Below are 23667 nucleotides of genomic sequence, written 5' to 3'. Positions count from 1 at the left end.
TACAAATACATGCTTTGATTTTTAATTTTCTTGCAAGCCAAGTTTGGGTTACATACTTTTACGCAAAATTTTTAGAATGAGAATCGATATACTTACTGTTGTTCCAGAGCTACTGGAAAGTCCACTTAACCATTCCATTATTCAACGAGCAAAGAATAATGGCATTGCTGAAATTCACATTCATAACATCCGTGATTATTCTGAAGACAAACACAAAAAAGTAGATGACTATGCTTTTAGTGGTGGTGCAGGAATGGTAATGCGCTTAGAACCTATCGTAAAAGCAATTGAATCACTAACAGATCAAAGAAACTACGATGAGATTATATTTACTAGTCCTGACGGTGATCAATACGATCAAAAAACAGCCAACACCTTATCGATAAAAGAAAACATAATGATTCTTTGCGGACATTACAAAGGAATTGACCAAAGAATTAGAGATCACTTTATCACAAAAGAAATATCCATTGGCGATTTTGTACTAACAGGAGGTGAACTTGCGGCAGCAATAATCGCAGATAGCGTAATCCGCTTAATTCCAGGAGCAATGGGCGACGAGACTTCTGCCTTAACTGATTCGTTTCAAGATGATTTACTCTCTCCTCCTCTTTACACCCGACCTGCAGAATTTAGAGGTTGGAAAGTCCCAGACATCCTACTTTCTGGAGATCATAAAAAAATAGCGAAATGGCAGGAAGAACAAGCTTTCGAAAGAACCAAGCGATTGCGCCCTAAATTATTAGACAAATAAAAAAGAGGCTCTTACGAGCCTCTTTTTTATTATTTTGAAATACTAGCTTCAACTAGTAATTTTCACTTTTAATTTCGAAATAAGCCTGAGGATGCTCGCATGCTGGACAATTTTTAGGAGCTTTTTTCCCTACATGTACATATCCACAATTACGGCAATACCACTCTTGTTCCTCTTCTTTTTCAAAAACAGAATCTTCTTCAAGGCTTTTCAATAGCTTCAAATAACGTTCCTCATGCACTTTCTCCACTTTAGCAATCAATTTGAAAGCTGATGCTATCTTTTTGAAGCCTTCTTCTTCAGCAACACGCGCAAACTCAGGATACAATTCGGTATATTCCTCATTTTCACCACAAGCTGCTGCCTTAAGATTTTCTGCTGTTGTTGCTATAGTACCAGCAGGATAAGATGCTGTGATCTCCACTTCTCCACCTTCTAAAAAACGAAAGAATCGTTTTGCATGTTGCATTTCCTGCTCAGCTGTCTCCAAAAATAAAGCAGCAATTTGCTCATATCCTTCCTTCTTTGCTTGCTTAGCAAAATAAGTATATCGTCCTCTAGCTTGAGATTCTCCAGCAAAAGATTTCAACAAATTCTTCTCTGTTTGAGTTCCTTTAATTGATTGTTCCATTATTTATATTTATTGAATTTGATTTAACTGTACGAATATCCTGATTTTTATTAAGACATAAAATAAGCATTCAATAAAAAGTTCCTAATTTATAATCAATAAAAAATAAGACTAGCTAAAAACCAGCAATCTAAAACACCCCTCATTTAAAACCTTTGCATAAAAAAACATACATTTTTTATACATATGCCCCTATTTTCAATAGCATAATTGAATATTTTTTATACTTTTGAATCGGGCCCCCATGAATATTTAGGGTTAGAATAAAAATTAGTTGATTCAAGCAAACATGCCCCCTTCCTAAAAGGGAGTATGTTTGCCTTTTTTTAAAGAAACAGAAACCACTCTTTATATAAAATTAAGTATTAACCATATTTATTAACCTAAAATCTATTACTATGTTAAAAGCAAGAAAATTTTTCGCACTACTTCTATGTATTCTTGCAGTAAGCGGAAACCTATTTGCACAAGAATCAGAATCTGGTGAAATTTCCTTTGGTGCGGATCTTATGAACAGATACGTATGGAGAGGAACTCAATTTTCAACGGGTCCTGTCATCCAACCTGGAGTAGAATACAGCAAAGGCGGATTTGTGATTGGAGCTTGGGGTTCTTACGCGCAAGATGGTTCTGACGGTGCTGAAGCAGACCTTTACGCATCCTATACCTTTGCTGATGATTTATTTACTGCCACTGTTACCGATTATTTTTTCCCTACAGATGGTATTGCAGTAAACAACAGCTATTTTGATTATAAAAAAGAATCTACCGGACATATCATGGAAGCTACTATCGCTTATAATGGGAGTGACGGATTTCCAATTAGCATTTTAGCAGCCATGAATTTCTGGGGTGCCGACCAAGATGCTGATGGCGATCAACAAAACTCTCTTTACATTGAACTTGGTTACGGATTCACATACAATGATGTTGCCATCGATCTGTTTGCAGGATTTACTCCAATTGATGCCGACGAAAACGAAGGCGAATCAGGATTTTATGGTGATACTGCCGGCTTTGTAAACATGGGATTTACAGCCTCAAAAGAAGTTGCCATTACCGATAAATTTTCCCTACCACTTTCAGCTTCACTAATTGCTAACCCAATGGCTGAAAATCTATTTATTGTATTTGGAGTTTCTTTCTAAGCATAAGAAACTACCACAACACACTCTACCATTTTATTCAGTAAAAAGGCATTCGGAAATTCTGAGTGTCTTTTTTTATTCCACAAAAAAACTGAACCTGATAAAGATTCAGTTTCTGTGTATTATTTTGATTTATTTCTAGGGAATTCGCATAAATTTATGAGCCTGTAGGGAAATATTCCATTTAGGATTGTTCTTTACATACTCAACAATCGGCTTTACATTGTGTACATATCTACTCCATTCCGATTGCAAATACAACAAACAATCATCTCCTACATTCTTAGCTAGCTCCTCGGCCCATTCTAAATCTTTTTCCAGATCGTAAATTATCACCTTCAACTCATTTGCTTTTTCATAAGAAGATGGAACAGGTAATTTATTTCGTTTTGGCGATAAACAAATCCAATCCCACTCTCCGGTTAATTCGTAAGCTCCAGATGTTTCTAGAAAATTCTCGATATTGTGCTTCTTCAACTCAGTACACAAAGGTTCCAGATTGTATAAGGAAGGCTCACCTCCAGTTACAACAACTGCCTTAGCAGGCGATTCAACCGCTTTTCGAACCACTTCTTCCACCGAAATTAAGCGATGCTCATCGGGATTCCACGAAATTTTACTATCGCACCACCTACAACCTATATCACATCCGCCAATGCGAATAAAATAAGCAGGTTTTCCCGTATGGTACCCTTCCCCTTGTATGGTATAGAAATCCTCAACCAGAGGTAAATCTGTTCCTTTATCGAATATTTCTTTGTACTTGTCCTTCAATTCCGTCTTCTTTACAGTGATACAATCCGAAAACTTGGTTGTTCAGCAAATTGGATTGCAAAACTACAAGCTTTTTAATGATTTCAAAATCAAATGCTAAGATTATTACACTGGCGTATTTAAATTGCAGACCAAAACAATGGTGAGTTAAACAATTACCAAATATTAACCTATTAAAGAAGATAGCTAAAACACTTCCCCAAATCACCAATACCAAAGGAACTTATCAACGAATTCACAATTGTGCTATATTCAAAATAAGTTCAAATGATTCAAAAAAATCAAAATTTAGTTCACATACACTCCCAACCGATAAAGAGACATAGAATATTTTGCAACCATTTCACAACGAAAGAAATGTGCTAACAACGAAATAGAATAATTAGATTTTTTTCTCGATACTCCTCCATTATTTTGGCAATTTGAATATTAATCGTAATATTGCAATGAATTAATAAGAAAAAAAATGGGACTATCAAAAACCGAAATATTCACCGACAAACAAAATAAAATTGCACTTTTTGCAAAAGTCTTTGGACATCCGGCAAGAGTGTCCATCTTAGAATACTTATTTAAAAGTGAAACTTGCATTTGCGGAGATTTAGTCAATGAAATTGGATTGGCTCAACCTACAATTTCACAACATTTAAAAGAACTAAAACATTTAGGTTTGATAAAAGGAAATGTAGAAGGAACTAGTGTAGGCTATTGCATTCACAAAGAAAATTGGACAGAAATGAAAACCGTTATTTCTGATTTTCTAAATCAAGACCTGAAACAAAAAGAAGATTGCTGCTAAAAAATTTGAATTTAATAATCGCATTATCGCAATAAACAAATAAACAGATGAAATTATCACAAGTGAAATTAGTACTGAAAGAATTGAAATCCATAGGTTTTCAATTACCAAATGGAGAATTAGTTCCAAAGCACTTTCACGTAACTGAAGTAGGTAAAATAACAAAACACTTTATTGATTGTGGGGGAACTGTAAGAAACGATGAAGTGGTAAACTTTCAACTTTGGAATGCAAATGATTATGACCACAGATTGCATCCAGAAAAACTATTGAATATCATCAAACTTTCAGAAAAGATTTTAAAAATAGAGGATCTAGAAATAGAAGTAGAATACCAAGCAGACACCATTGGAAAATTTGGACTTGATTTTGATGGAAAAAATTTCTTACTCACCAGTAAACAAACTGATTGTTTAGCAAAAGAAAAATGCGGAATTCCCTTGGATAAAACAAGTTTAAAACCAGCCGATTTGAATGTAGTAGGTTGCTGTACACCTAATGGAAACTGTTGCTAACAAAAACTCACATAATAACTTTTAACAAAAAATAATGACAAGACAATCGAACCTATTTCCAGAAATAGAAGAAGTAATTAAGGGATTAAACCCTCAAACTATTTCAGAAGAGCGCAAAGCAGTTCTAAAACCGCTAGTTGATTTTATTCAGTCGAAAGTTTTAAACGATCAGAAAATAAGACTCAACTTTATTTGTACTCACAATTCACGAAGAAGTCATTTAGGACAAATTTGGGCACAAACAATGGCTAATTATTTTGCCATTAAAAATGTATTTTGTTATTCAGGAGGAACAGAAGCAACAGCTCTTTTTCCTATGGTGGCGGAAACTTTGCAGAATTCAGGCTTTCAAATCAAAGCACTTTCAAAAACTGAAAATCCTGTTTACAGCATCAAATACACCGATAATGAGCATCCAATAATTGGATTTTCTAAAACACTAGATGATGATTTTAATCCAAAATCTGAATTTGCAGCAATTATGACTTGTTCACAAGCCGATGGAGGTTGTCCTTTTATTGCCGGCGCCGAAAAACGCATCCCAATCACTTTCGAAGACCCAAAAGCTTTTGACAACACTGCACAACAAGCTGAAAAATACAAAGAACGAAGTCTGCAAATTGCAACTGAATTGTTTTACATTTTTTCTCAAATCAACTCATGAAAATGGCAACAAAAAAATTAAGTTTTCTCGATAAAAATCTAACCTTATGGATATTTGTGGCAATGGCTATAGGAGTTGGACTTGGTTATTTTATACCAAGCTTTCCAAATATCATCAACTCTTTTAGTAGTGGAACCACAAACATTCCCATTGCAATAGGTTTGATATTAATGATGTATCCTCCGCTAGCAAAGGTAAATTATGCCTTACTACCGAAAGTTTTCAGAAATACAAAGATTCTTTCTATTTCCCTTGTTTTAAATTGGATAGTTGGCCCCGTACTAATGTTTATTTTAGCAATTACATTTTTACGCGATTATCCTGAATACATGGTTGGACTAATTTTAATTGGTTTGGCTCGATGTATTGCAATGGTTTTGGTATGGAACGACCTTGCAGACGGAAGCAGTGAATATGGTGCAGGTTTGGTTGCACTAAACAGTATTTTTCAAGTATTTGCCTATAGTTTTTATGCATGGATTTTTATAACAATCCTTCCTCCCTATTTTGGATTTGAAGGTGCTATTGTAGATATTTCAATAGGTACAATTGCCGAAAGCGTAGCCATTTATTTAGGAATTCCGTTTATAATGGGACTATTGAGCAGACAAATTTTAGTGAAACTAAAAGGCGAAGAATGGTACACAAAAAAGTTTATTCCAAAAATTTCCCCAATAACACTAATTGCTCTTTTATTTACAATTATAGTTATGTTCTCGCTTAAAGGTGAATTAATCGTAGAAATTCCAATGGACGTTCTCATTATTGCTGTTCCTTTGCTTTTCTATTTTGCAATCATGTTTATCATTGGCTTTTTTGTAACCAAAGCAACAGGTGCTGAATACGACAAAACAGCATCGGTGGCATTTACAGCTGCTGGAAACAACTTTGAATTGGCTATTGCAGTTGCCATTGCAGTATTCGGACTAAATTCCGGACAAGCATTTGCTGGAGTAATTGGTCCCTTAGTTGAAGTTCCTGCATTAATTATGCTCGTTAAAGTATCCTTTTGGTTGCGAAAAAAATATTTTGGGAAAGCCATGGCTTAAAATCACACACACCCACAATAATTTGAAAGTGAGATGTTTAATAATTCCACAAACTCATAAGTCAAATTACAAAAAGAGCAAGGCATTCAAAGCCGATTTGTTGTAGAAAAAGAATGCATTGAGTAATTGAGCTGGCCACCGCTAGGCAATAAGTCTGGCGGTAAGCCTCTCTCCTTTATACAATTATAAGGAGAGCAAATGGTTCAGAATAATAAGTAACAAAAATTGAAGTCTTAACAATTACCCAACTTCCAAACCAAAAATATTTACAACATTTTTCCGACCATCAATTAGCAAATACCTCTCTATTCTTTCTTGTAGGTTAATTACATTTACTAAAGTGGTATCAACTTGCTTGTATTTTTAAATAAGAATAGCTCGTAATAATCACTTCTACCAAGCTTTACATTTACAATAACTTTTAGCACTACTTTTTGTGTTTAATCATCTTCTTCCAGACTAAATATATCTTCGACCTTACATTCAAAAAAACGAGCCATTTTTAGAGCCAAAAGTGTGGATGGAGTAAACTTTCCCTTTTCTATTGCATTAATAGTCTGCCGAGAAACCTTTATTTTCTCGGCCAATCCTGCCTGTGTAATATCTTTCTTTGCTCGCTCTACTTTTATCAGATTTTTCATATTCACTTAATTAAAAATCTCAGAACTTTTGATCGTTGAATATCAATCCGAGTACCTATACTTTTTATTATAAATAAAAATAAGAATGTAAAAAATAAGATGAAGCTGTAAAATATGAAAACCCTCTGGTCTGAAATCTGGCCCAAAAACATAAAAAACACCAACAAACAACCAAGTAAACAAAAGAGCTTGTATTAAGCTTTTAGAACGCAATAATTGATAAAATTCATCTTCGATCTTTTCTTTCGAAAAAAGATAAAGAACAAAACCTACAATAGAAAGAAACAGACTACTATAAGTAAAGGCATTAGCTTCTTCTTTAGTAAAATAAGGTTTAAATTCATCTCGCTCATGAGTATAATTTGGATCCCTCTGAGTTTTACTAGCATCATAACCTTCATTAAAACCTCTTCGAAAATCATCAGCTCCACCAATAAATGATAAAACAATGGCAATAAACACGAATAAGATTCCAATTCTTTTAAAATAGTTAGGAAAGTAAGTTTTCATAAATAGTACTTAAGTTTAAATTTCCAAAACAATAATAGCAATTCACTTTTAATTCATGAACAAAACAAATGTAAATTATTATTTACATTTTAACAAGTAAAGATTACTATTTGAATACTATATATTACTACTTAAATTTAATTAGCCTACTTCCATTATAAAGATATCCTTTAAAAATAGCCTATCTAGACTTACATATTTGTAAAACAATCTATTTACTCAAGGATGATTTTGTTCGGATAGTTTAAGTCTGGATCAATTAAAATTACCATTGCCTGATGGCCTTTCAATCAGAGAGCTGCACTAATTACCGAATTAGAGCCTGGACAGAGAATAATCTAAGCTCACAAAATTTCACCATTCATAACTATTGAATAAAAATAATCAGGCAAGTAAGAAACTCACTTCGTACGGAAACTGTTTGTTAAGGAACGAATATCAATTCAACTAAATTCTATCTGCAACACAAAATCACTAACTTATTTTGTGTTGGGAAACCATTGTCTCCACTCCATTTTATAAAGCGATTGTGCTTGGCGGGTCTCCTCCGAAGACAAATACAAAGAATCGTTTTCTGCAAAAACAATTCCTTCGGTTTGAGCACCTCCTAAAGGACTCAAATCGATACGGGTGGCTTTTCCCTCAAAAAAGTCAGTCCCTTTGTAGTCGGAGAACAGAACGGAATAGGTTAGGTAATTTTTATAACCAACAAGAGCCATAATTTTTCCATCAGAGCTGATATCGGCACCTGTAACCATAAAATCTACATTGAATTCAGCTTTTACATGTAATTTATAATGCCCTGGTATTTTAGGAGAAACGTACATTCTGGTTTTAAGATCAACCCAATTTTTTGTAAAAAAATACAATGAATCACCATATGCGAAAAAAGCTTCACAATCGAAATTATGATTTTTCCACCCTAAGCCAAAATCTTTCTGATCGGCCCATTCAATACTAATAAAGTCGGCTTTCACTTCGGTAAAAGCTTCCTTTTTGATATCTTCCTTTTTCACACACAAAACACGAAGATCTTTGCGTTCTCCTAAATTATTTCCAAAATCTCCTACGTATAGATAAAGAGAATCATCGGTTACTTCCTCCCAGTCAATATTTACGGCATTAGTAATCGCTACCTCCTGCTTCAATTGTCCCTTTCTGTTGTATGCATACAATTTTGCTTCACAATCGCTATCATTGTTCACCCAGAACAAATCTTGGTAGTAAACCAAACCTGATTGTTCATTCACCTTTGCCGAAAGAGAATCGGAAACTAATATTGGTTGATAAACGATTTTTTGATGCTTAGATAGTTCGGCCTGATTAGTAGTTTGGTTCTGAGAATCAGATTTTGAAGAACAGGAATTACAGGCAGATAAAAAGGACAAAACAAGAAGGGAAAAAACAGCTATATACTTCACAATTGTGGATTTTTTTTAAGATGGCACAAATCTGTTTAAAAATAATGAATTCTCAAAATACAAACTACAATTACTCATTATCTTCCGCAGCAACTACATGTATTTCTTTCTCATAAATAAAAAAAAATGAATTGATTTATTTTAAAATTTTCAAACTACAAGATTCCTGTTTTATTCCTTTTTCGGTATTGCCTTAGGCTTTAAAAACTGAGAAATAAGCTTATACAATTCGGCTCTATGAATTGGCTTGGAGATATACCCCTTGCAGCCTGAAGCGAATATCTGTTTCTGATCTTCGCGCATAGCATAAGCTGTTTGTGCTACAATAGGAATATTTGGTTTCATTTTAAGAATTTGCTCTGTAGCCTTATAACCATTCATCATTGGCATTTTTATGTCCATTAAAATAAGATCTACCTTGGTATTTCTCTCTACAAAATGCACTGCTTCGAGACCATTCTTAGCCCAAATTACGCGCACTTGCATGGGCATTAAAATTTCCTCTATCAACAAATAATTGAATTCAATATCTTCAACCACTAAAATTGTATTTCCTGCCAAAACAGGTGGTATTAGCTCCTCCGTTTTACTTGCACTTACCTTTTCCGGAAGATGAACTACTTTCTTTAGTTTAAAAAAGAAATTTGTGCCTTTGTCTTTTTCCGAAGTAAGCCACAATTCTCCTTCCAATAAATGCGAAATTTCCTTGCAAATAGCCAAACCCAAACCAACACCCGATTGCACACCATACACAGCTTCCTCTACTTGCCGAAAAATTTCAAAAATAATCTCCTGATGTTCTGGTAAAATTCCAATTCCAGTATCTGAAACATAAAAAATAATATCCGAATCTTCAATTTCATAACCATAAGTAATCATGCCCGATTCTGTATATTTTACCGCATTATTCAAAAGGTTGGTGAGCAATTGTATCAATTTTGTTTTATCAGTAGTAATGGATAAATTCTCATTATTCGGACTGCATCTTAATCGAGTGGTTAAATTTGATTTATTGCTCTTTTTTAATTCTGATTTTACATATTGCTGAAGAGTTAAAAACAATTCACGAAGAGAAATCTCTTCCTTCAACACCTTCGCTTCTCGAGCCTGTAGAAGAGATACATCAAATATTGATTCAATAATTCTGAGTAGATATTTTCCACTCGACTGAACAATCCCATTCCATTTCACTACTTTTTCCATGGAAGAATCTGGTTTTACCAAACTACTAAAACCAATGATTGCATTTAATGGAGTTCTCAGCTCATGCGACATAGACGCCAGAAAAGTTGATTTCAACTGATCGCTTTCTTCGGCCTTTTCTTTGGCAAAAATCAGTTGCCGCTCAAAATTACGTCTGCTAATTACTCCTGCTAAAACATCTGTAAAAGCATACAATAAATTGATATCTTCTAAATCCCATTCTTTAAGTTCGAAAACCGAATCGAACCCCACAAAACCTAATAAGGAATCATGCGACAAAACAGGCAAAACCAATATAGATTTAAGGTCATCATGAAAATTACCAAGCTTATTTCTGATTTTAGGGGAGGAAAGTTGAGCCGCTTGTAAATAAATATGTTTGCGTTGATGAAACTTTTTCACCCACCACTTAAATTGTTCAATTGGTATATTTTTAGAATCGGTCATTTGAGAAGATACTCCATCGCGACACCATTCGTTGGTATTGTTGGCAAAACCACTTGCATCAAACAAAAACACATAGGAACGATCTACCTTAGTGAATTCGCCAATGCTTTTTAGGGCTCCATTAATTAAACGATCCACATCTTTAAGGGAAGAACGAATAAAATCGGCAGAAATTCCAATAATTAGCCGTTCAATTTCTGTTTTGTGCTTTAATTTGGCCTCTGCTATTTTTCTATAGCTAACATCACGAACTATAGACTGAACAAATTCTTCGCCATTAAACTCTATAAGGTTTGCATTGATAACAACCGGAAATACTCTTCCCGATTTGCTAACATTCTGTGTCTCAAAATAAGCACTACCCGTATTATGCAAACTTTCCAAAATTTTATTTAGGTTTATTTCGCTATTCTCCTGCATCAAACTTAAATCCCAGGGAGTAAGCTCTGAAAATTCCTCTCGAGAATAACCGTAACGTTCTATAGCTGTATCGTTTACCTCTACAAACTTTTGAAGTCCAGATTTACTCCATGGATAAACAAAAATAGCTTCATTAAAAGAGTTAAACAGAATCCGGAATTTACTCTCACTCTGTATAAGCTTATGCTCTGCGAGCTTTCGATCCGTAATATCAATTATATAACCTTCAATAAACAAGTCTCTATTTTTATCATCCTTAATGGTAATTCCCTGTTCATACACCCATTTAAGGCTTCCATCTTTACATATAATTCTATATTCAACACTAAATCGTTGATTAATATCACTAGCCTCTTTCACCATTTTAGTTATATAATCACGATCATCAGGATGAATCAAATCTACATAAGCAACACTATTGTTGTAGTTTAACTCCTCATGCGAATAGCCTGTTACATTAAATCCTCCAGGGCTAACATATAACATAGTCCACAACTCATCGGCCAAACATCGGTAAACCATACCTGTTAGGTTTCCCATAAGGGTTGATAGGCGTCTGTTTACTTCTTCGGATTTGTGTTGCAAACTTTTCTGCTCGCTCACATCTCTAACCATAGCAGTAATCTCCCTCTCTCCGCTACTACTAATCCGGAATTCAAAATACAAAACCTTTCTGCTTTGAAGTCTTAGTTGATAATTAAAAATCTGAATTTCCCCAGTATCCAATGCCTTCTCCATGGCATGGAGAAATAATTTCGTTAATTTAGCATCGAATACTTTCCGGATATCAACATCCAGAATACAAACTTTATCTTGAAACAATGGTTTTTCCTCTCCATGAAAATCAATGATTTTACCGGTACGTGATATTCTAAGAATTAGGTCGGGAATGGTCTCCAATAAAGCTTTCGATTTTGCCTGAACTTCCTTTATATTTTTGTCGAAATTTAACTTTTCAGTGATGTCTTCAAACATGGTAAAAACTTTTTCAGTTTTGCCCGTTTTCGGATTCAACAAAGGTGTTGCTGTCATGGAAATCCAGATGTAGGTCCTTTTTTGGGGATTATAAACTCCTAAAACCGAATTGGTAACTTCTTTACCTGTTGTCAGTGCAATTTTTGCAGGATGCCTTTCTTTGGTCATCAACGAACCATCGGGCATCAGGTTATGCAGTCGTGGCTCAAAGCTTTCAATATTCAGCAAGTATTCTTTATCAACACCTAATATGTTCGAAGCCGCCAGGTTGCTGTAGGTAATTCTCCCCTCTTTATTTCTTTCTATAATTCCCTGACTTGTTGAATTAAAAAGCAAATTAGCACTCAACATAGACCCTCTTTCAGTAATCGACATTGAAAAATCATCTCTCTCCTTTTTTATCCGTGCCAATGAGCTTTCCAATTGCGCAATCCTCTCTCTACATTTCAAAAGTTTTCTTTCAAATTCATCAGGTGACATATCGTGCTTGCTATCAGACATAGTAATATCAATTTTAGAAAAAAATGCCTAAGCCCAAGTTAATAAATAAGTAGATAGAATTAATTATAAATAACATTAAATACTTAATTAGTAAGCATTTTATACCCAACTAATAACTTACTTTCCGTGGCCAAATATCCTCATGGAATGCTTGTCGTTCTAGATGCATATAACAAAGATGAAAACCAAAATTTAAAATGATGCGTTCAAAAAAATTGTTACTCTTTTTGAACCTCATTTATTGATACTACAACCAAAGCCTGTTTGTACCGGAAATTCTTCTAAAGAATGCTGCGAGAAGCAAACAGAAAAATAGTATCTACAAATTGTAATTGTAAAAGCCGATCACCAGGGTCAGGTTTTTTATCTATAAACTTAGCTTAACTGCCATTATTTTTAATGACGAAATACTTGCCCTATTAAATAAAATATTCAGAAGAATGCTTAATCTCTTTGATCACGAAAGTACTATTTAACACACCAATATTTTTTATTTTGGATAATTTGAAACGCACAAAATCGTGATATTCTTCCAGATCCCGAACATGAATTTTAAGAATAAAATCAACCTGTCCGGCTACATGATAACACTCTTGCACCTCCTGTAATTCTTGAATCTGTGCCACAAATTCATCGATAAAAGCTTCATTGTGATATCGCATGGAAACCTGACAAATGGCTGTTACAGATTGCCCAAGTCTTTTTTTATCAAGGATGGCCACGTATTTTTTGATGAATCCCTGCTTTTCAAGTCGCCTGATTCTTTCATAGACTGGCGAAGTAGTCAAGTTTAACATGGCAGCAATCTCCTTTGCTGTTTTCTTCGAATCTCTCTGAAGAATCCTCAGTATCGTTCTGTCTGTTTGGTCTATATCTTCCATATCAGAAAAAATTACTTTTTTAATAAGTATGCCGAAATATTATAAGCAAAAATCACTAAAATAACGTTAATTTAAAGATAAAATTACTTAATTATTAAAATATAATATGAAGTAATACGGAAAAACTCTTACTTTGCAAGTAATTAATACGGAGAATAAAACGCATATTATTAATCTCGCAAGAGAATTACAAATAACATTACACACCAACAAACACTAATTCGAGCACCTCTTATCCATTCGGAATAAGAGGTGTTTCTTTTTGAGTGCCAATAGAATCCTATTGTTTTTTAGAAAGCACCTCGCCTTACATTAAAAAAACTCCTTACTATCTATTTTTTAAGTGACTCAGATTTTTGTTTTAGAAACTTCGTGAAGTTATGTTTTGAAAAATTTATAATAAAAAATAATTCAAATTCTCCTGAGGTACCATCTTACTTCTACCCGAATCTTTTTGTAGCTATTTCATTTGAATTTAAAAATCATCAAATGATAAATAATCCTTTTTTAATTCTCTATTTAAAAAAAAGCCTTATACTTTTGAGCTTCTCATGAAGTAACTAAAGAGATTGTACCCACTTTCTTGTTACATAAGCATATTTTATAATCAATTAAAATACAATGATATTAACTATTCTACAAATACACGCAGTAACTACACTGTTCATGGGACTGATTTTTATCGTCGCATGCATCTGGTTATTTTGGCCTCAAAAAGGTGGACTGGCTTTGCTAACAAAATTCAGTAGTAATAATAAAAGAGCATTACTAGAAGATGCTTTAAAATTTATTTTTGACTGTGAATACAACAAAAACAATTGCGATGTGAACGGTATTGCTGGTCGTTTGAATATTGCTATGGATGCAGCAGGACAATTGATCGATCGTCTAACCTCCTTAGAATTAGTAGTTCTAAACAATCAAACTGTTTCATTAACCAATGAAGGACGTTCGTACGCATTGAGAATTGTGCGAACTCACCGAATTTTAGAACGCTATATGGCCGACGAAACAAGCATTGCTCCCGCCGATTGGCATACGGAAGCTTGTCGTATAGAGCACCTGGTTAGTGAGGAAGAAGCTGAAAAAATAGCTGAAAAAATGGGGAATCCCGTATTCGATCCACATGGCGACCCTATTCCTACTCCGGAAGGGTTTTTACCCAAAGCCAATGGAATCAATTTAAGTTCCATGAAAAAAGGAGAAATGGGACGCATTACTCATTTAGAAGATGAACCCAAAAGCATTTACGAACAATTAATGGTATTGGGTTTATATCCAGGCATGCAAGTATATGTAAGCGATGTTAACGATAAGAAAATTACTTTTTCTGCCGATGGAGAAGAATGCCATCTAACGCCTCTTTTTGCCGGATACATTACAATTGAGAAAATAGAAAACGAAGCAATTCAAAGCCAAAAACACGAATTGCTATCCTCTTTAAAAATTGGAGAATACGCCGAAGTAATTGGTATTTCGCCTAATTGCAGAGGACAACAACGCAGACGATTAATGGACTTTGGGATTATTCCAGGAAGTTCTATTACCGCTGTAATGAGAAGTGCTTCGGGCGATCCGGTTGGATACAGAGTAATGGGAACAACCATTGGAATTAGAAAGCAACATGCCGAACAGGTATTCATCAATCGCAAAAATTAAAAACATGAACCCTACAAATAATTGTGCCAATTGTCCGGCCCACAACAAGGCAAACCTAGTAAAATTAGGCTTAAATCTGGAGAATATCGATTATGTAATTACCATGGCTGGAAACCCCAACACAGGGAAAAGTACCGTTTTTAATAATCTTACCGGACTACGTCAACACACTGGCAACTGGCCAGGGAAAACAGTTTCTAGAGCCGAAGGTGGATTCACTTACAACGAAAAAAATTATAAAGTTGTAGACCTTCCCGGCACCTACTCCTTACTATCCACAAGTACCGACGAAGAAGTAGCTCGCGACTTTATTCTTTTCGGACGGCCCGACGTTACCGTTATTGTTGTGGATGCAACCCGTTTGGAACGCAACCTTAATTTGGTATTGCAGATTCTTGAATTAACCGATAGAGCTGTTTTATGCGTTAATTTAATGGATGAAGCCAAACGAAACAATCTCGAAATTGATATCCGAACACTCTCCAAAGAATTAGGCGTTCCTGTGATTCCTGCTTCGGCGCGTAGTAAACAAGGAATGGACGAACTATTGCAGGCTATCGAAGAAGTGGCGAGTGGCAAATACATTTGCAAACCTCCAAAAATAAAGAGTCGCTCTAAAAAACTCAATCAAGCCATTGAAAGTCTATCTGCAAAAATTCTGGAAATATATCCTGAACTTCCCAATGTAAATTGGGTGGCCATTCGCATGCTCGAAGGCGATAATAGCATCATCGAAGCTGTTCGTTCTGGAGAAATTGGAAATTTACACGAGGAAGATTTAGACATTCAAAATTAGGGAGTACAAAATGGAAAAAAAATCAACACATTCGAAAGGCGAAGAAATCATAGCCGCTGTCAATTCGGCTCGATGGGAATTAGGTACCGACTTTCACGATTCAATCATTGAATCCATCTATGAAGATGCTTCCCGAATCGCTAAAAAAACAGTCAAACAATTAGGAGAACAAGAGGCCTACAGTTTCGACTTAAAAGTAGATAAAATTGTAACCAGTAAATGGCTCGGCTTTCCGCTGATGTTTCTTTTGCTTGCTATGGTTTTCTGGTTAACCGTGGCCGGAGCCAATTATCCTTCCGGTTTATTGGCAGAACTATTAATTGACACTTGCCATCCTTTGCTAAAAGGTTTGGCCGCATCCATAAACATGCCTTGGTGGCTCGATGGTGTACTCATTGATGGCGCCTACTTATCTATGGCTTGGGTCATTGCGGTGATGTTGCCTCCCATGGCCATCTTCTTCCCTATTTTTACCTTACTCGAAGACTTAGGATATCTGCCACGAGTAGCCTTTAATATGGATAATTTGTTCCGCAAAGCTGGTGCTCACGGCAAACAAGCACTCACCATGAGCATGGGATTTGGCTGTAATGCCGCTGGAGTTGTTGCTGCAAGAGTAATCGACAGTCCAAGGGAGAGATTAATTGCCATCATCACAAATAATTTTTCATTGTGCAATGGACGTTGGCCAACTCAAATTCTTATTGCTTCAATCTTTATTGGCAGCTTGGTTCCTGCACAAATGGCTGGCCTTGTTTCAGCCGGTGCTGTCGTCTCTGTAGCCGTACTGGGTATCGTATTTAGTTTACTAGTCTCCTGGGGTTTAAGTAAAACAGTCTTAAAAGGGGAAGCTTCATCCTTTAGTTTGGAACTGCCTCCCTATCGTCCTCCACATATCTGGCAAACCTTATACACTTCCTTAATCGACAGAACACTAATTGTTCTCTGGCGTGCCCTTTTCTTTGCAGTTCCGGCAGGTGTAGTCATTTGGCTGGTAGCAAATATTCATATTGGTGATTTAAGTTTGGCCGAGTATTTTATTCAATGGTCCAATCCTTTTGCATTGGTCTTCGGTTTAAATGGAGTCATTCTATTGGCGTATATCATAGCAATACCAGCAAATGAGATTGTAATACCAACCATACTAATGCTCACTGTTTTAAGCACTAAAATTGCAGGTGTAGGAGCTGGAACTGGTGTGATGTTCGAATTGGATTCGGTTGCCGATACAGCCAATATTCTAAATGCAGGTGGATGGACTCTGCTCACAGCAATTAACTTGATGCTATTTAGCCTACTGCACAACCCATGTTCTACAACCATAATGACCATTTACAAAGAAACTAAAAGCACCAAATGGACATTGGTATCTACTTTCTTACCCATTGCTTTAGGATTTATAGTGACCTTTTTTACCACTCAAATCTGGTACCTATTTCATTAAATTTCCAACAGATAAAAAGTAAGAATATATCAGACTTTCACTGCTTTTATCATGTAATATACTTTTGCAGTGCACTCCTGTAAAAAGTGCAGCATTTTGTTCCACTTTATTCCCCAATGCTATTTCAGTTAAACTGTATAGTAACAGTTACCTACAAAAAAATGCATTCTGATACAGAATGCATTTTTTTTGTTCATTAAATATTTTACTCCTTTAAGTCGTACGCATCAGTAATTCCTTTTTTCACCGCAGGAATCCCATCAATCATCCATTCAGGAGCAGCTTTTCCTTTTAAATAGTAGTCGAAAAACTGCATGGTTCGAATGGATAAATCCATACGGTTGGGACGTTTTTTCAAGTTATGATCCTCATCGTTATAGGACAATAGCCAGCACGGTTTCTGCAAACGGCGCATCGCCACAAACAACTCAATTCCCTGATACCAGGGCACTGCACCATCCTTATCGTTGTGCATCATTAGCAAAGGAGTTTCAATTTTTGGGGCGAAAAACACAGGTGAATTTTCAATGTACTGCAAAGTACTGTTCCAAAGAGTTCCACCAATACGACTTTGCGTATGCTCGTACTGAAACATCCTACTCATACCCGATCCCCAGCGAATACCACCATAAGCCGAAGTCATATTCGACACCGGAGCTCCAGCCATGGCACATTTAAATAAATTGGTTCGCGTTACCAAATAAGCAATTTGATAACCACCCCAACTTTGTCCCTGCAAGGCCATATTTTCCTTATCAATAAAAGAGTAACGATCCGCAAGGCTCAATGTACCTGTTACCACAGAACTGTAGGCCGATTCTCCCGGATAGCCCACTTTAGGATAGGTGATATCTGGCATAAAAACCAGGTAATTGTTGCTCACGCAATAAGTCGGATTAATAATCGACCAATTGGGCTGAGGCACATAATGACGATACAGATTATCGGAGCTTCTTTCGTAAAAGTAAACCAACATTGGATACTTCTTATTGGGATCAAAATTCTCTGGTTTGTAAAGCAACCCCTGCAATTCTTCGCCATCTCCCGAGGTCCATTTTACCAATTCAACATCTCCCCACAAATAATTTTTCTGCTGAGGATTTGCATCGGATACTTGTTTCTGCTCTGCCATTCGCATCGAACTAGTCCATAAATTAGGATACTCCTTAAAAGTAGATCTCGTCCACATCAAGCGATTCGCCTTTTTCGCTTTTACAGGATCGGAATAGCGAACATTATCCAGTACCAATTCCTTTACTTGTTCATCTTCTTCGAGGGCAAAAAAACCTGCTTTCTTTGTAAACTCTCCAAAAGCACTTAGTAGCAATGGTTTTTTCAAATCCACAAATAACTCATCCTCATCTAATTTCACATAATCGAATCGCAACTTATTTCGTCTTCCGAAACTATTGGTGATGTTTTCAGCTCCTTTCAGTCCAGCTGGATCAAGCTTCCAGAAATCATATCGATCTTTTACGATCACCGACTCATCTCCTTTTGTCCAACCAACAATTCCGTATGGATTTGGATCGCTGGGAGTATCGTGAATTTCATTGTAAAATTTAGTCCTCAGCTTTTTACTTATAGCCAATTTTTTACCGCTCGCCATCTGATAGGTGTACCAAGTACTATCCTGTGTTTCGTACCACAATACATATTTTTGTGCTGGAGAGATGCTCACTTTCGAATTTCTCTTTTTCAAAATCAAATCTCTCTTTCCCGATTTGGTATCCACTACATAATAATCGGTGTACCAATCGTCCCACGATTGCAATTGCTCATAAGGGAGCATTGAAGAACCTAGTGCCAATTTTGAATTCCCATGATCATACAATTCTATCTCAGGCATATCTTCACTAGCTAACTGCAGCAAGCTATTATCCGAAATATTGTAAACCGATAAGTAACTCCTCTTTTTTTCTTTTTCAGCCTTCACCTTTTGCTGCGGTTGCAGCAAAGGATCTTTCCAGCTCCACACATCTAAATGATATTTTTCATCCTCCAACAAACTATCTTTTGCCTCATTTACAGGTTTGGGAGCCACGCCAAAAAACAGACTCTCCCCATTCTTCGAAAAGTAAATATCTCCGTTTTCACTTACTGTCCAATCGGCTTGAATTTCTTTACTTAGCGTATCTACCAAAACCTTTGGCTGGAGCCATTTTTCATTCTGATAGTAGAGGGCAAAAGTTTTATTTTTGACTGTATCAACCGAGAACAAAAAAGAAAGTTGATCTCCACTGATTGACAAAACTGTTTTTTTTGCCTCTCCAACCTGTTTAAAAACAGTGCTAACCTCTTCATTTTTACCCCTGAACCAATTTACTTTCGAACTTTTTACACTGTCGCCTTCTAACTGAACAAAAGCTACAGCATTGCCATTTTCAGATAGCGAATAATCCGATACATCCTGATAGCGAAACTCCTTTTCATTCTGAAAATTTAAAATCACCAACTCTCCCTTCTTGTCTTTCTCCTTATCCTTATCCTTTGTTTTTTCTTTCGCATCAACTATCGGCAAACTATCATTTGCCAAACTATCTTGTTTTTCCATTGGCATCTCACGCAAAAAAGCCATCCAAGTTCCTTCTTCCTTAGGAATTTTAAATGATTTCACATCCGAAAACTTACGAATTAAATTCTCTTTTACCGACCAAATCCCTAAAGAATCTTTAGGCAAATCTTTCTCTTTTACCTTGTTTAGTTTAGCCTTGCGAATGGTGTCGTACTGCGCCTTAATTGAAAAACTTACTACTTCGCTTCCTGGCGAAAAAACTGCCTTATAGCCACGCGAAACAGAATCCAACTTCCCAGTACTCACCTCATACAAATACAAAAAGCCATCCCCTTTTTGTGGATTCACTTCATAAGAAATCCATTCTCCATCATCGGAAATTTGCTGATTTTTGAGGTTCTTCCATGCATCGTAATCGGAATGATTCAATGGAAACTTGTTTGTTTGTGCCTGTAAACTGCCTAAAAACAGACAAAAAAATATGGCTAGTATTGATTCTTTCATACCATTAATATTATTTGGTTATCAAGTACTTATTTATGATCGCTTACAAATGAACCAGGGATTCAGAAGGTCTTCTTTATTGTAGGAAATTTCTTCCTCAGAGTTCAAATGCAAAACCCTTCCTCCTGCAGCCGAAACAATTGCATGACCAGCAGCAATATCCCACTCCATAGTAGGCGCATATCGTGGATATACTTCCGCCTCACCTTCGGCAATCATACACAATTTAAGAGAACTTCCTTTTGATATCAGTTCCACCTCATCATGCTCTTTTTTTATCTTGGCAACAAAATCTCTGGTTTCCTCATTCATGTGCGAACGTGAAGCTACTACACGAATGCTTGTTCTGTTTTGAGCAAGAGGCAAGCTTTTCGATTCTGCCAACAATTGATTAAAATCCCCAGTCCAGTCCTCGATATCATCCATTCGAAATGCACCCAATTCCTTGTCGGAAAAATACAATTGCTTGTACACAGGAACATAAATAATTCCCATGATGGCTTTTCCATTTTCTACCAAAGCTATGTTAACTGTAAACTCATCATTCCTTTTGATAAATTCCTTGGTTCCATCCAAAGGATCTACAATCCAGCAGTATTCCCATTTGTTACGTTCTTCGTAAGTCAACTTCTCACCCTCTTCACTCAAAACAGGCACATCTAACTTATCTAAAACAGCCACTATTGACTGATGGGCTCGCTGGTCAGCAAGAGTTAAAGGACTATCGTCAGACTTGATCTGGATTTCAAAATCATCGGTATTATAAACATCTAAAATTTCTTTACCTGCCTTTAGCGATGCCATAATAGCAGTAAAAAGCAATTCTTTTCGTTTCGTAAAATTCATGTGTGTATCAAATAACAATCCCTAGGGATGGAAAAATAAGCATTAGTAAAAATAAATAAGTGATAGAATTAACACAGTAACCAGCATGTAAATAATGGTCAATGGAAATCCTATTTTGAAAAAATCTTTAAAGGTATAGCCTCCAGGACCGTAAACCATTAAGTTGGTTTGATATCCAATAGGAGTCATAAAGTTTGCTGCGGCAGCAAAAGCAACCACTAGCACAAAAGGCTCAGGATTTAAGTGAAGATTTAAAGCTATTGTCAGCGATATTGGAAATACAATAGCCACAGCGGCTTTATTGGTGATATAGGCTGCAAGCACCGAAGTAATTAAATATATGCCAAACAAAACGCCCACTCGTCCCAAAGGAATAAAAACTGAAATTAAAATATCAGCAATAATACCAGCTAAACCAGATTTGATCATGGCAGTTCCAAATGCCAATGCCAGAGAAATAATCAAAGCCAAATTAAAATCCACCCGCGCAGCTATATCTTTAGGATTAGACACTTTCATAGCCAAAATAACAATGATCATCACAATCAAGGTCATAAACAAAGGCACAATTTTAAAAGCGGAAAGGATAACAGCCAATACCGTTCCTCCCAATAGTAACCATATTTTATAACCTTCCTGCTTTCTAAATTCTTTCACTTTCGAGATGAAATAAAAATCCTGAACCATGGAAGCCCGATCCACAAAATCGTCTCCACCTAAAAGGAGCAGCACATCGCCCGCACGAAGTTTCACCTCTCCAATTTTACCACTTACTCGCCCCCCATTTCGGTGAATTCCAATCACCGCAGCATCAAAATGCCCACGAAAATTGGCCTCTTTCACCGTTTTCGAAATCAATGTTGAATTGTGCGAAATAACAATTTCTACCACCTCGATGTGTTTTTTATGAGTCAACATTCCAACGGTAGGCAGTGTTAATCCTGAGTTTGGAAGCACTAAATCGGCAATGGTTTCGGTATCTCCGGCAAACAACAAACGATCTCCCTCGGCCAATCGGTAATCAGGCGAAACCGCGGCAATTCTTGTGTCTCCACGGTTAATCTGGAATAGATATAAACCCTTCAAATTTCTTAAATCGGCATCTTCAATGGATTTTCCAATTAAATCTGAATTGGACTTTACGTGAGCTTCCACAATGTATTTTCGAGTGTTTTCGGAGAATTCACCCAAAACATCTTCTTTTGCGGGCAAAAACTTTTTACTCACCAGCAATAGGTAAGCAGATCCAATAAACATCATGGGAATTCCAACGTATGCGAAACTAAACATATCCAAAGAATCGAGAGCCGGAATTATTTGCTGATCGATAACCATACCGTTAACAATCAAGTTGGTTGAAGTACCAATAAGGGTAATACATCCTCCTAAAATGGCTGCATAAGACAAAGGAATTAATAGTTTTGATGGGGATATATTGTGTCGTTTGCTCCAGTTATGCACGTAAGGCATCATAACAGCAACCAAAGGTGTATTGTTTAAAAAAGCTGAAAAACCACCTACCAAAAATATCATGCGAGCCATAAATTGCCGATAGGAAGTTGCTTTTTGAAAGACCTTATCAAAAAGAGTTTCAACAATCCCCAAATCGCGAATAATGTCGCCAATAAGCAGCAACATCAGAATCACAAATACCTGATCATTAGCAAATCCGGCTAAGATTTCGGAAGGAGTTAATATTCCACAAATCCCCAGAACTACAACTCCTATCAGGAAGGTAAAAGCGGGGCCAACCCATTCTTTATAAAAGGATATGAGAATAAAAACCAACACGATTAATACAATGATCGCATCAAATGAGAGCATAAGTAAATTTTTGGATTGAATTCAAAGTACGAAGATACAAAAATACTATCAGCAGAAAACTCCTTTTTCTATGTTTGCAATTAGAAATTAATAGACAGCTTTATTTTATAAACTAAAAACAATTAATTTTAAGCCTTCCAAAATGAATTGAACATGAATAATTTCAAAAGCAGCTATTTCCAAAAAGAACATAACAATCACAAAATAGAAATTCATTACAAGCAAATTGAGCTAAAAAAAGAAGAACTCATGCCCTATTTACAAGCCGATAAATTTAAGGACTACTGTAAAAATGGCTGCCCCAATTACGCAAAAAAATGGACCTGTCCTCCTCACTGTCCTTCCTTCGAGACTTATGCCCAAAATTATTCAAAAGCCACTATCTACCTATTTTACACTTCTCCTCATCAGTTTACACAAGCAGAAGATAAGGCCCAGGAAGCTTACGACTTTATCAAAGAAGAACTGCAAACTTACCTCCGTAAAAGAGAACCTTCCGACGGCAAACTGATTGGCGCCAATAGTTGTGAAATATGCAAAACCTGCAAGCTTGTTTCCAGGAAAGAGTGTCATCTTCCCGAAAAGAAACGCTACAATTTAGTTGCTTTTGGTTTTCATGTCAGCCAAATCATGACCGATCTATTTCAGCATGAATTACAATGGGCCAAGCCGAATCAAATTCCTGACTTTGTGAGCAGTGTAGGTGCATTACTCCAAAAATAAAACCGACAAATTCAAATTTCCAG

20 protein-coding genes are annotated in these 23667 nt (G+C 36.1%); 10 read left to right on the top strand and 10 right to left on the bottom strand.

Annotated features, from left to right (window positions below):
* The first annotated feature begins 76 nt into the window (after positions 1-76).
* On the top strand, positions 77-754 hold the full coding sequence (gene trmD / locus ABYT26_RS10575; RefSeq protein ID WP_372753640.1) for a tRNA (guanosine(37)-N1)-methyltransferase TrmD: 678 nt from the start codon (positions 77-79) through the stop codon (positions 752-754).
* Between the two features lie 52 nt (positions 755-806).
* Here trmD and rbr read toward each other — a convergent pair whose 3' ends face one another.
* A complete protein-coding gene (rbr, locus tag ABYT26_RS10570; RefSeq protein ID WP_372753638.1) occupies positions 807-1385 on the bottom strand; it encodes a rubrerythrin in 579 nt (192 codons plus the stop codon).
* Positions 1386-1783: 398 nt separating this feature from the next.
* Between rbr and ABYT26_RS10565 the strand changes: the two genes are divergently transcribed.
* Positions 1784-2533, top strand: a complete 750-nt coding sequence (locus tag ABYT26_RS10565) for a hypothetical protein (protein ID WP_372753636.1) — start codon at positions 1784-1786, stop codon at positions 2531-2533.
* Between the two features lie 138 nt (positions 2534-2671).
* Here ABYT26_RS10565 and ABYT26_RS10560 read toward each other — a convergent pair whose 3' ends face one another.
* Positions 2672-3307: a 7-carboxy-7-deazaguanine synthase QueE gene (locus ABYT26_RS10560; RefSeq protein WP_372753635.1), complete on the bottom strand. Its 636-nt coding sequence runs from the start codon at positions 3305-3307 to the stop codon at positions 2672-2674.
* Positions 3308-3773: 466 nt separating this feature from the next.
* Between ABYT26_RS10560 and ABYT26_RS10555 the strand changes: the two genes are divergently transcribed.
* Genes ABYT26_RS10555 through arsB form a run of 4 tightly spaced genes read left to right on the top strand, consistent with a single transcriptional unit; the run spans position 3774 to position 6334 of the window.
* Positions 3774-4106 (top strand): ArsR/SmtB family transcription factor, encoded by a 333-nt coding sequence (locus ABYT26_RS10555; RefSeq protein WP_372753633.1) that lies wholly within the window; start codon positions 3774-3776, stop codon positions 4104-4106.
* 47 nt (positions 4107-4153) lie between these two features.
* On the top strand, positions 4154-4621 hold the full coding sequence (locus ABYT26_RS10550; RefSeq protein ID WP_372753631.1) for a DUF6428 family protein: 468 nt from the start codon (positions 4154-4156) through the stop codon (positions 4619-4621).
* A 34-nt stretch (positions 4622-4655) separates the two neighbouring features.
* On the top strand, positions 4656-5285 hold the full coding sequence (locus ABYT26_RS10545) for a low molecular weight phosphatase family protein (RefSeq protein ID WP_372753629.1): 630 nt from the start codon (positions 4656-4658) through the stop codon (positions 5283-5285).
* Positions 5286-5287: 2 nt separating this feature from the next.
* The gene (arsB, locus tag ABYT26_RS10540; protein ID WP_372753627.1) at positions 5288-6334 is read left to right on the top strand and encodes an ACR3 family arsenite efflux transporter; all 1047 of its coding nucleotides are present in this window, start codon (positions 5288-5290) and stop codon (positions 6332-6334) included.
* A 440-nt stretch (positions 6335-6774) separates the two neighbouring features.
* Here the strand turns inward: arsB and ABYT26_RS10535 are convergent, their stop codons facing one another.
* The 5 genes from ABYT26_RS10535 to ABYT26_RS10515 form a co-directional block, all read right to left on the bottom strand.
* Entirely contained in the window at positions 6775-6975 is a 201-nt protein-coding gene (locus tag ABYT26_RS10535) for a helix-turn-helix transcriptional regulator (protein WP_372753625.1), read from the bottom strand.
* A gap of 42 nt (positions 6976-7017) precedes the next feature.
* Complete coding sequence (locus ABYT26_RS10530; RefSeq protein ID WP_372753623.1) at positions 7018-7485, bottom strand: hypothetical protein; 468 nt, start codon at positions 7483-7485, stop codon at positions 7018-7020.
* Between the two features lie 479 nt (positions 7486-7964).
* Positions 7965-8906 carry a hypothetical protein gene (locus ABYT26_RS10525; protein ID WP_372753621.1) on the bottom strand — a complete coding sequence of 314 codons (942 nt, stop codon included), beginning with the start codon at positions 8904-8906 and terminating at the stop codon, positions 7965-7967.
* Positions 8907-9077: 171 nt separating this feature from the next.
* Complete coding sequence (locus ABYT26_RS10520; RefSeq protein ID WP_372753619.1) at positions 9078-12452, bottom strand: PAS domain S-box protein; 3375 nt, start codon at positions 12450-12452, stop codon at positions 9078-9080.
* 419 nt (positions 12453-12871) lie between these two features.
* Positions 12872-13333, bottom strand: coding sequence for an Lrp/AsnC family transcriptional regulator (locus tag ABYT26_RS10515; protein WP_372753617.1), 462 nt, complete (start codon positions 13331-13333; stop codon positions 12872-12874).
* Between the two features lie 621 nt (positions 13334-13954).
* On the opposite strand from ABYT26_RS10515, the gene ABYT26_RS10510 reads away from it, so the two are divergent.
* The 3 genes from ABYT26_RS10510 to ABYT26_RS10500 are packed head-to-tail and all read left to right on the top strand — an operon-like array spanning position 13955 to position 17232.
* Positions 13955-14992, top strand: a complete 1038-nt coding sequence (locus ABYT26_RS10510; RefSeq protein ID WP_372753615.1) for an iron dependent repressor, metal binding and dimerization domain protein — start codon at positions 13955-13957, stop codon at positions 14990-14992.
* A gap of 4 nt (positions 14993-14996) precedes the next feature.
* Complete coding sequence (locus tag ABYT26_RS10505; RefSeq protein WP_372753613.1) at positions 14997-15788, top strand: FeoB small GTPase domain-containing protein; 792 nt, start codon at positions 14997-14999, stop codon at positions 15786-15788.
* Between the two features lie 10 nt (positions 15789-15798).
* Complete coding sequence (locus ABYT26_RS10500; RefSeq protein ID WP_372753611.1) at positions 15799-17232, top strand: nucleoside recognition domain-containing protein; 1434 nt, start codon at positions 15799-15801, stop codon at positions 17230-17232.
* A gap of 205 nt (positions 17233-17437) precedes the next feature.
* On the opposite strand, the gene ABYT26_RS10495 is transcribed toward ABYT26_RS10500, so the two are convergent.
* Genes ABYT26_RS10495 through ABYT26_RS10485 form a run of 3 tightly spaced genes read right to left on the bottom strand, consistent with a single transcriptional unit; the run spans position 17438 to position 22921 of the window.
* Complete coding sequence (locus tag ABYT26_RS10495) at positions 17438-20251, bottom strand: alpha/beta hydrolase family protein (protein ID WP_372753609.1); 2814 nt, start codon at positions 20249-20251, stop codon at positions 17438-17440.
* 33 nt (positions 20252-20284) lie between these two features.
* Entirely contained in the window at positions 20285-21097 is an 813-nt protein-coding gene (cysQ, locus tag ABYT26_RS10490) for a 3'(2'),5'-bisphosphate nucleotidase CysQ (RefSeq protein WP_372753607.1), read from the bottom strand.
* Between the two features lie 42 nt (positions 21098-21139).
* Positions 21140-22921 (bottom strand): SLC13 family permease, encoded by a 1782-nt coding sequence (locus ABYT26_RS10485; protein ID WP_372753605.1) that lies wholly within the window; start codon positions 22919-22921, stop codon positions 21140-21142.
* 153 nt (positions 22922-23074) lie between these two features.
* Between ABYT26_RS10485 and ABYT26_RS10480 the strand changes: the two genes are divergently transcribed.
* On the top strand, positions 23075-23644 hold the full coding sequence (locus ABYT26_RS10480; protein ID WP_372753603.1) for a DUF2284 domain-containing protein: 570 nt from the start codon (positions 23075-23077) through the stop codon (positions 23642-23644).
* The last annotated feature ends 23 nt before the right edge of the window (positions 23645-23667 follow it).

Origin of the sequence: Labilibaculum sp., from assembly GCF_041595635.1 — a bacterium.
In the GTDB taxonomy this organism is placed as follows: domain Bacteria; phylum Bacteroidota; class Bacteroidia; order Bacteroidales; family Marinifilaceae; genus Labilibaculum.
This window is presented reverse-complemented; position numbering and strand designations above follow the sequence as displayed.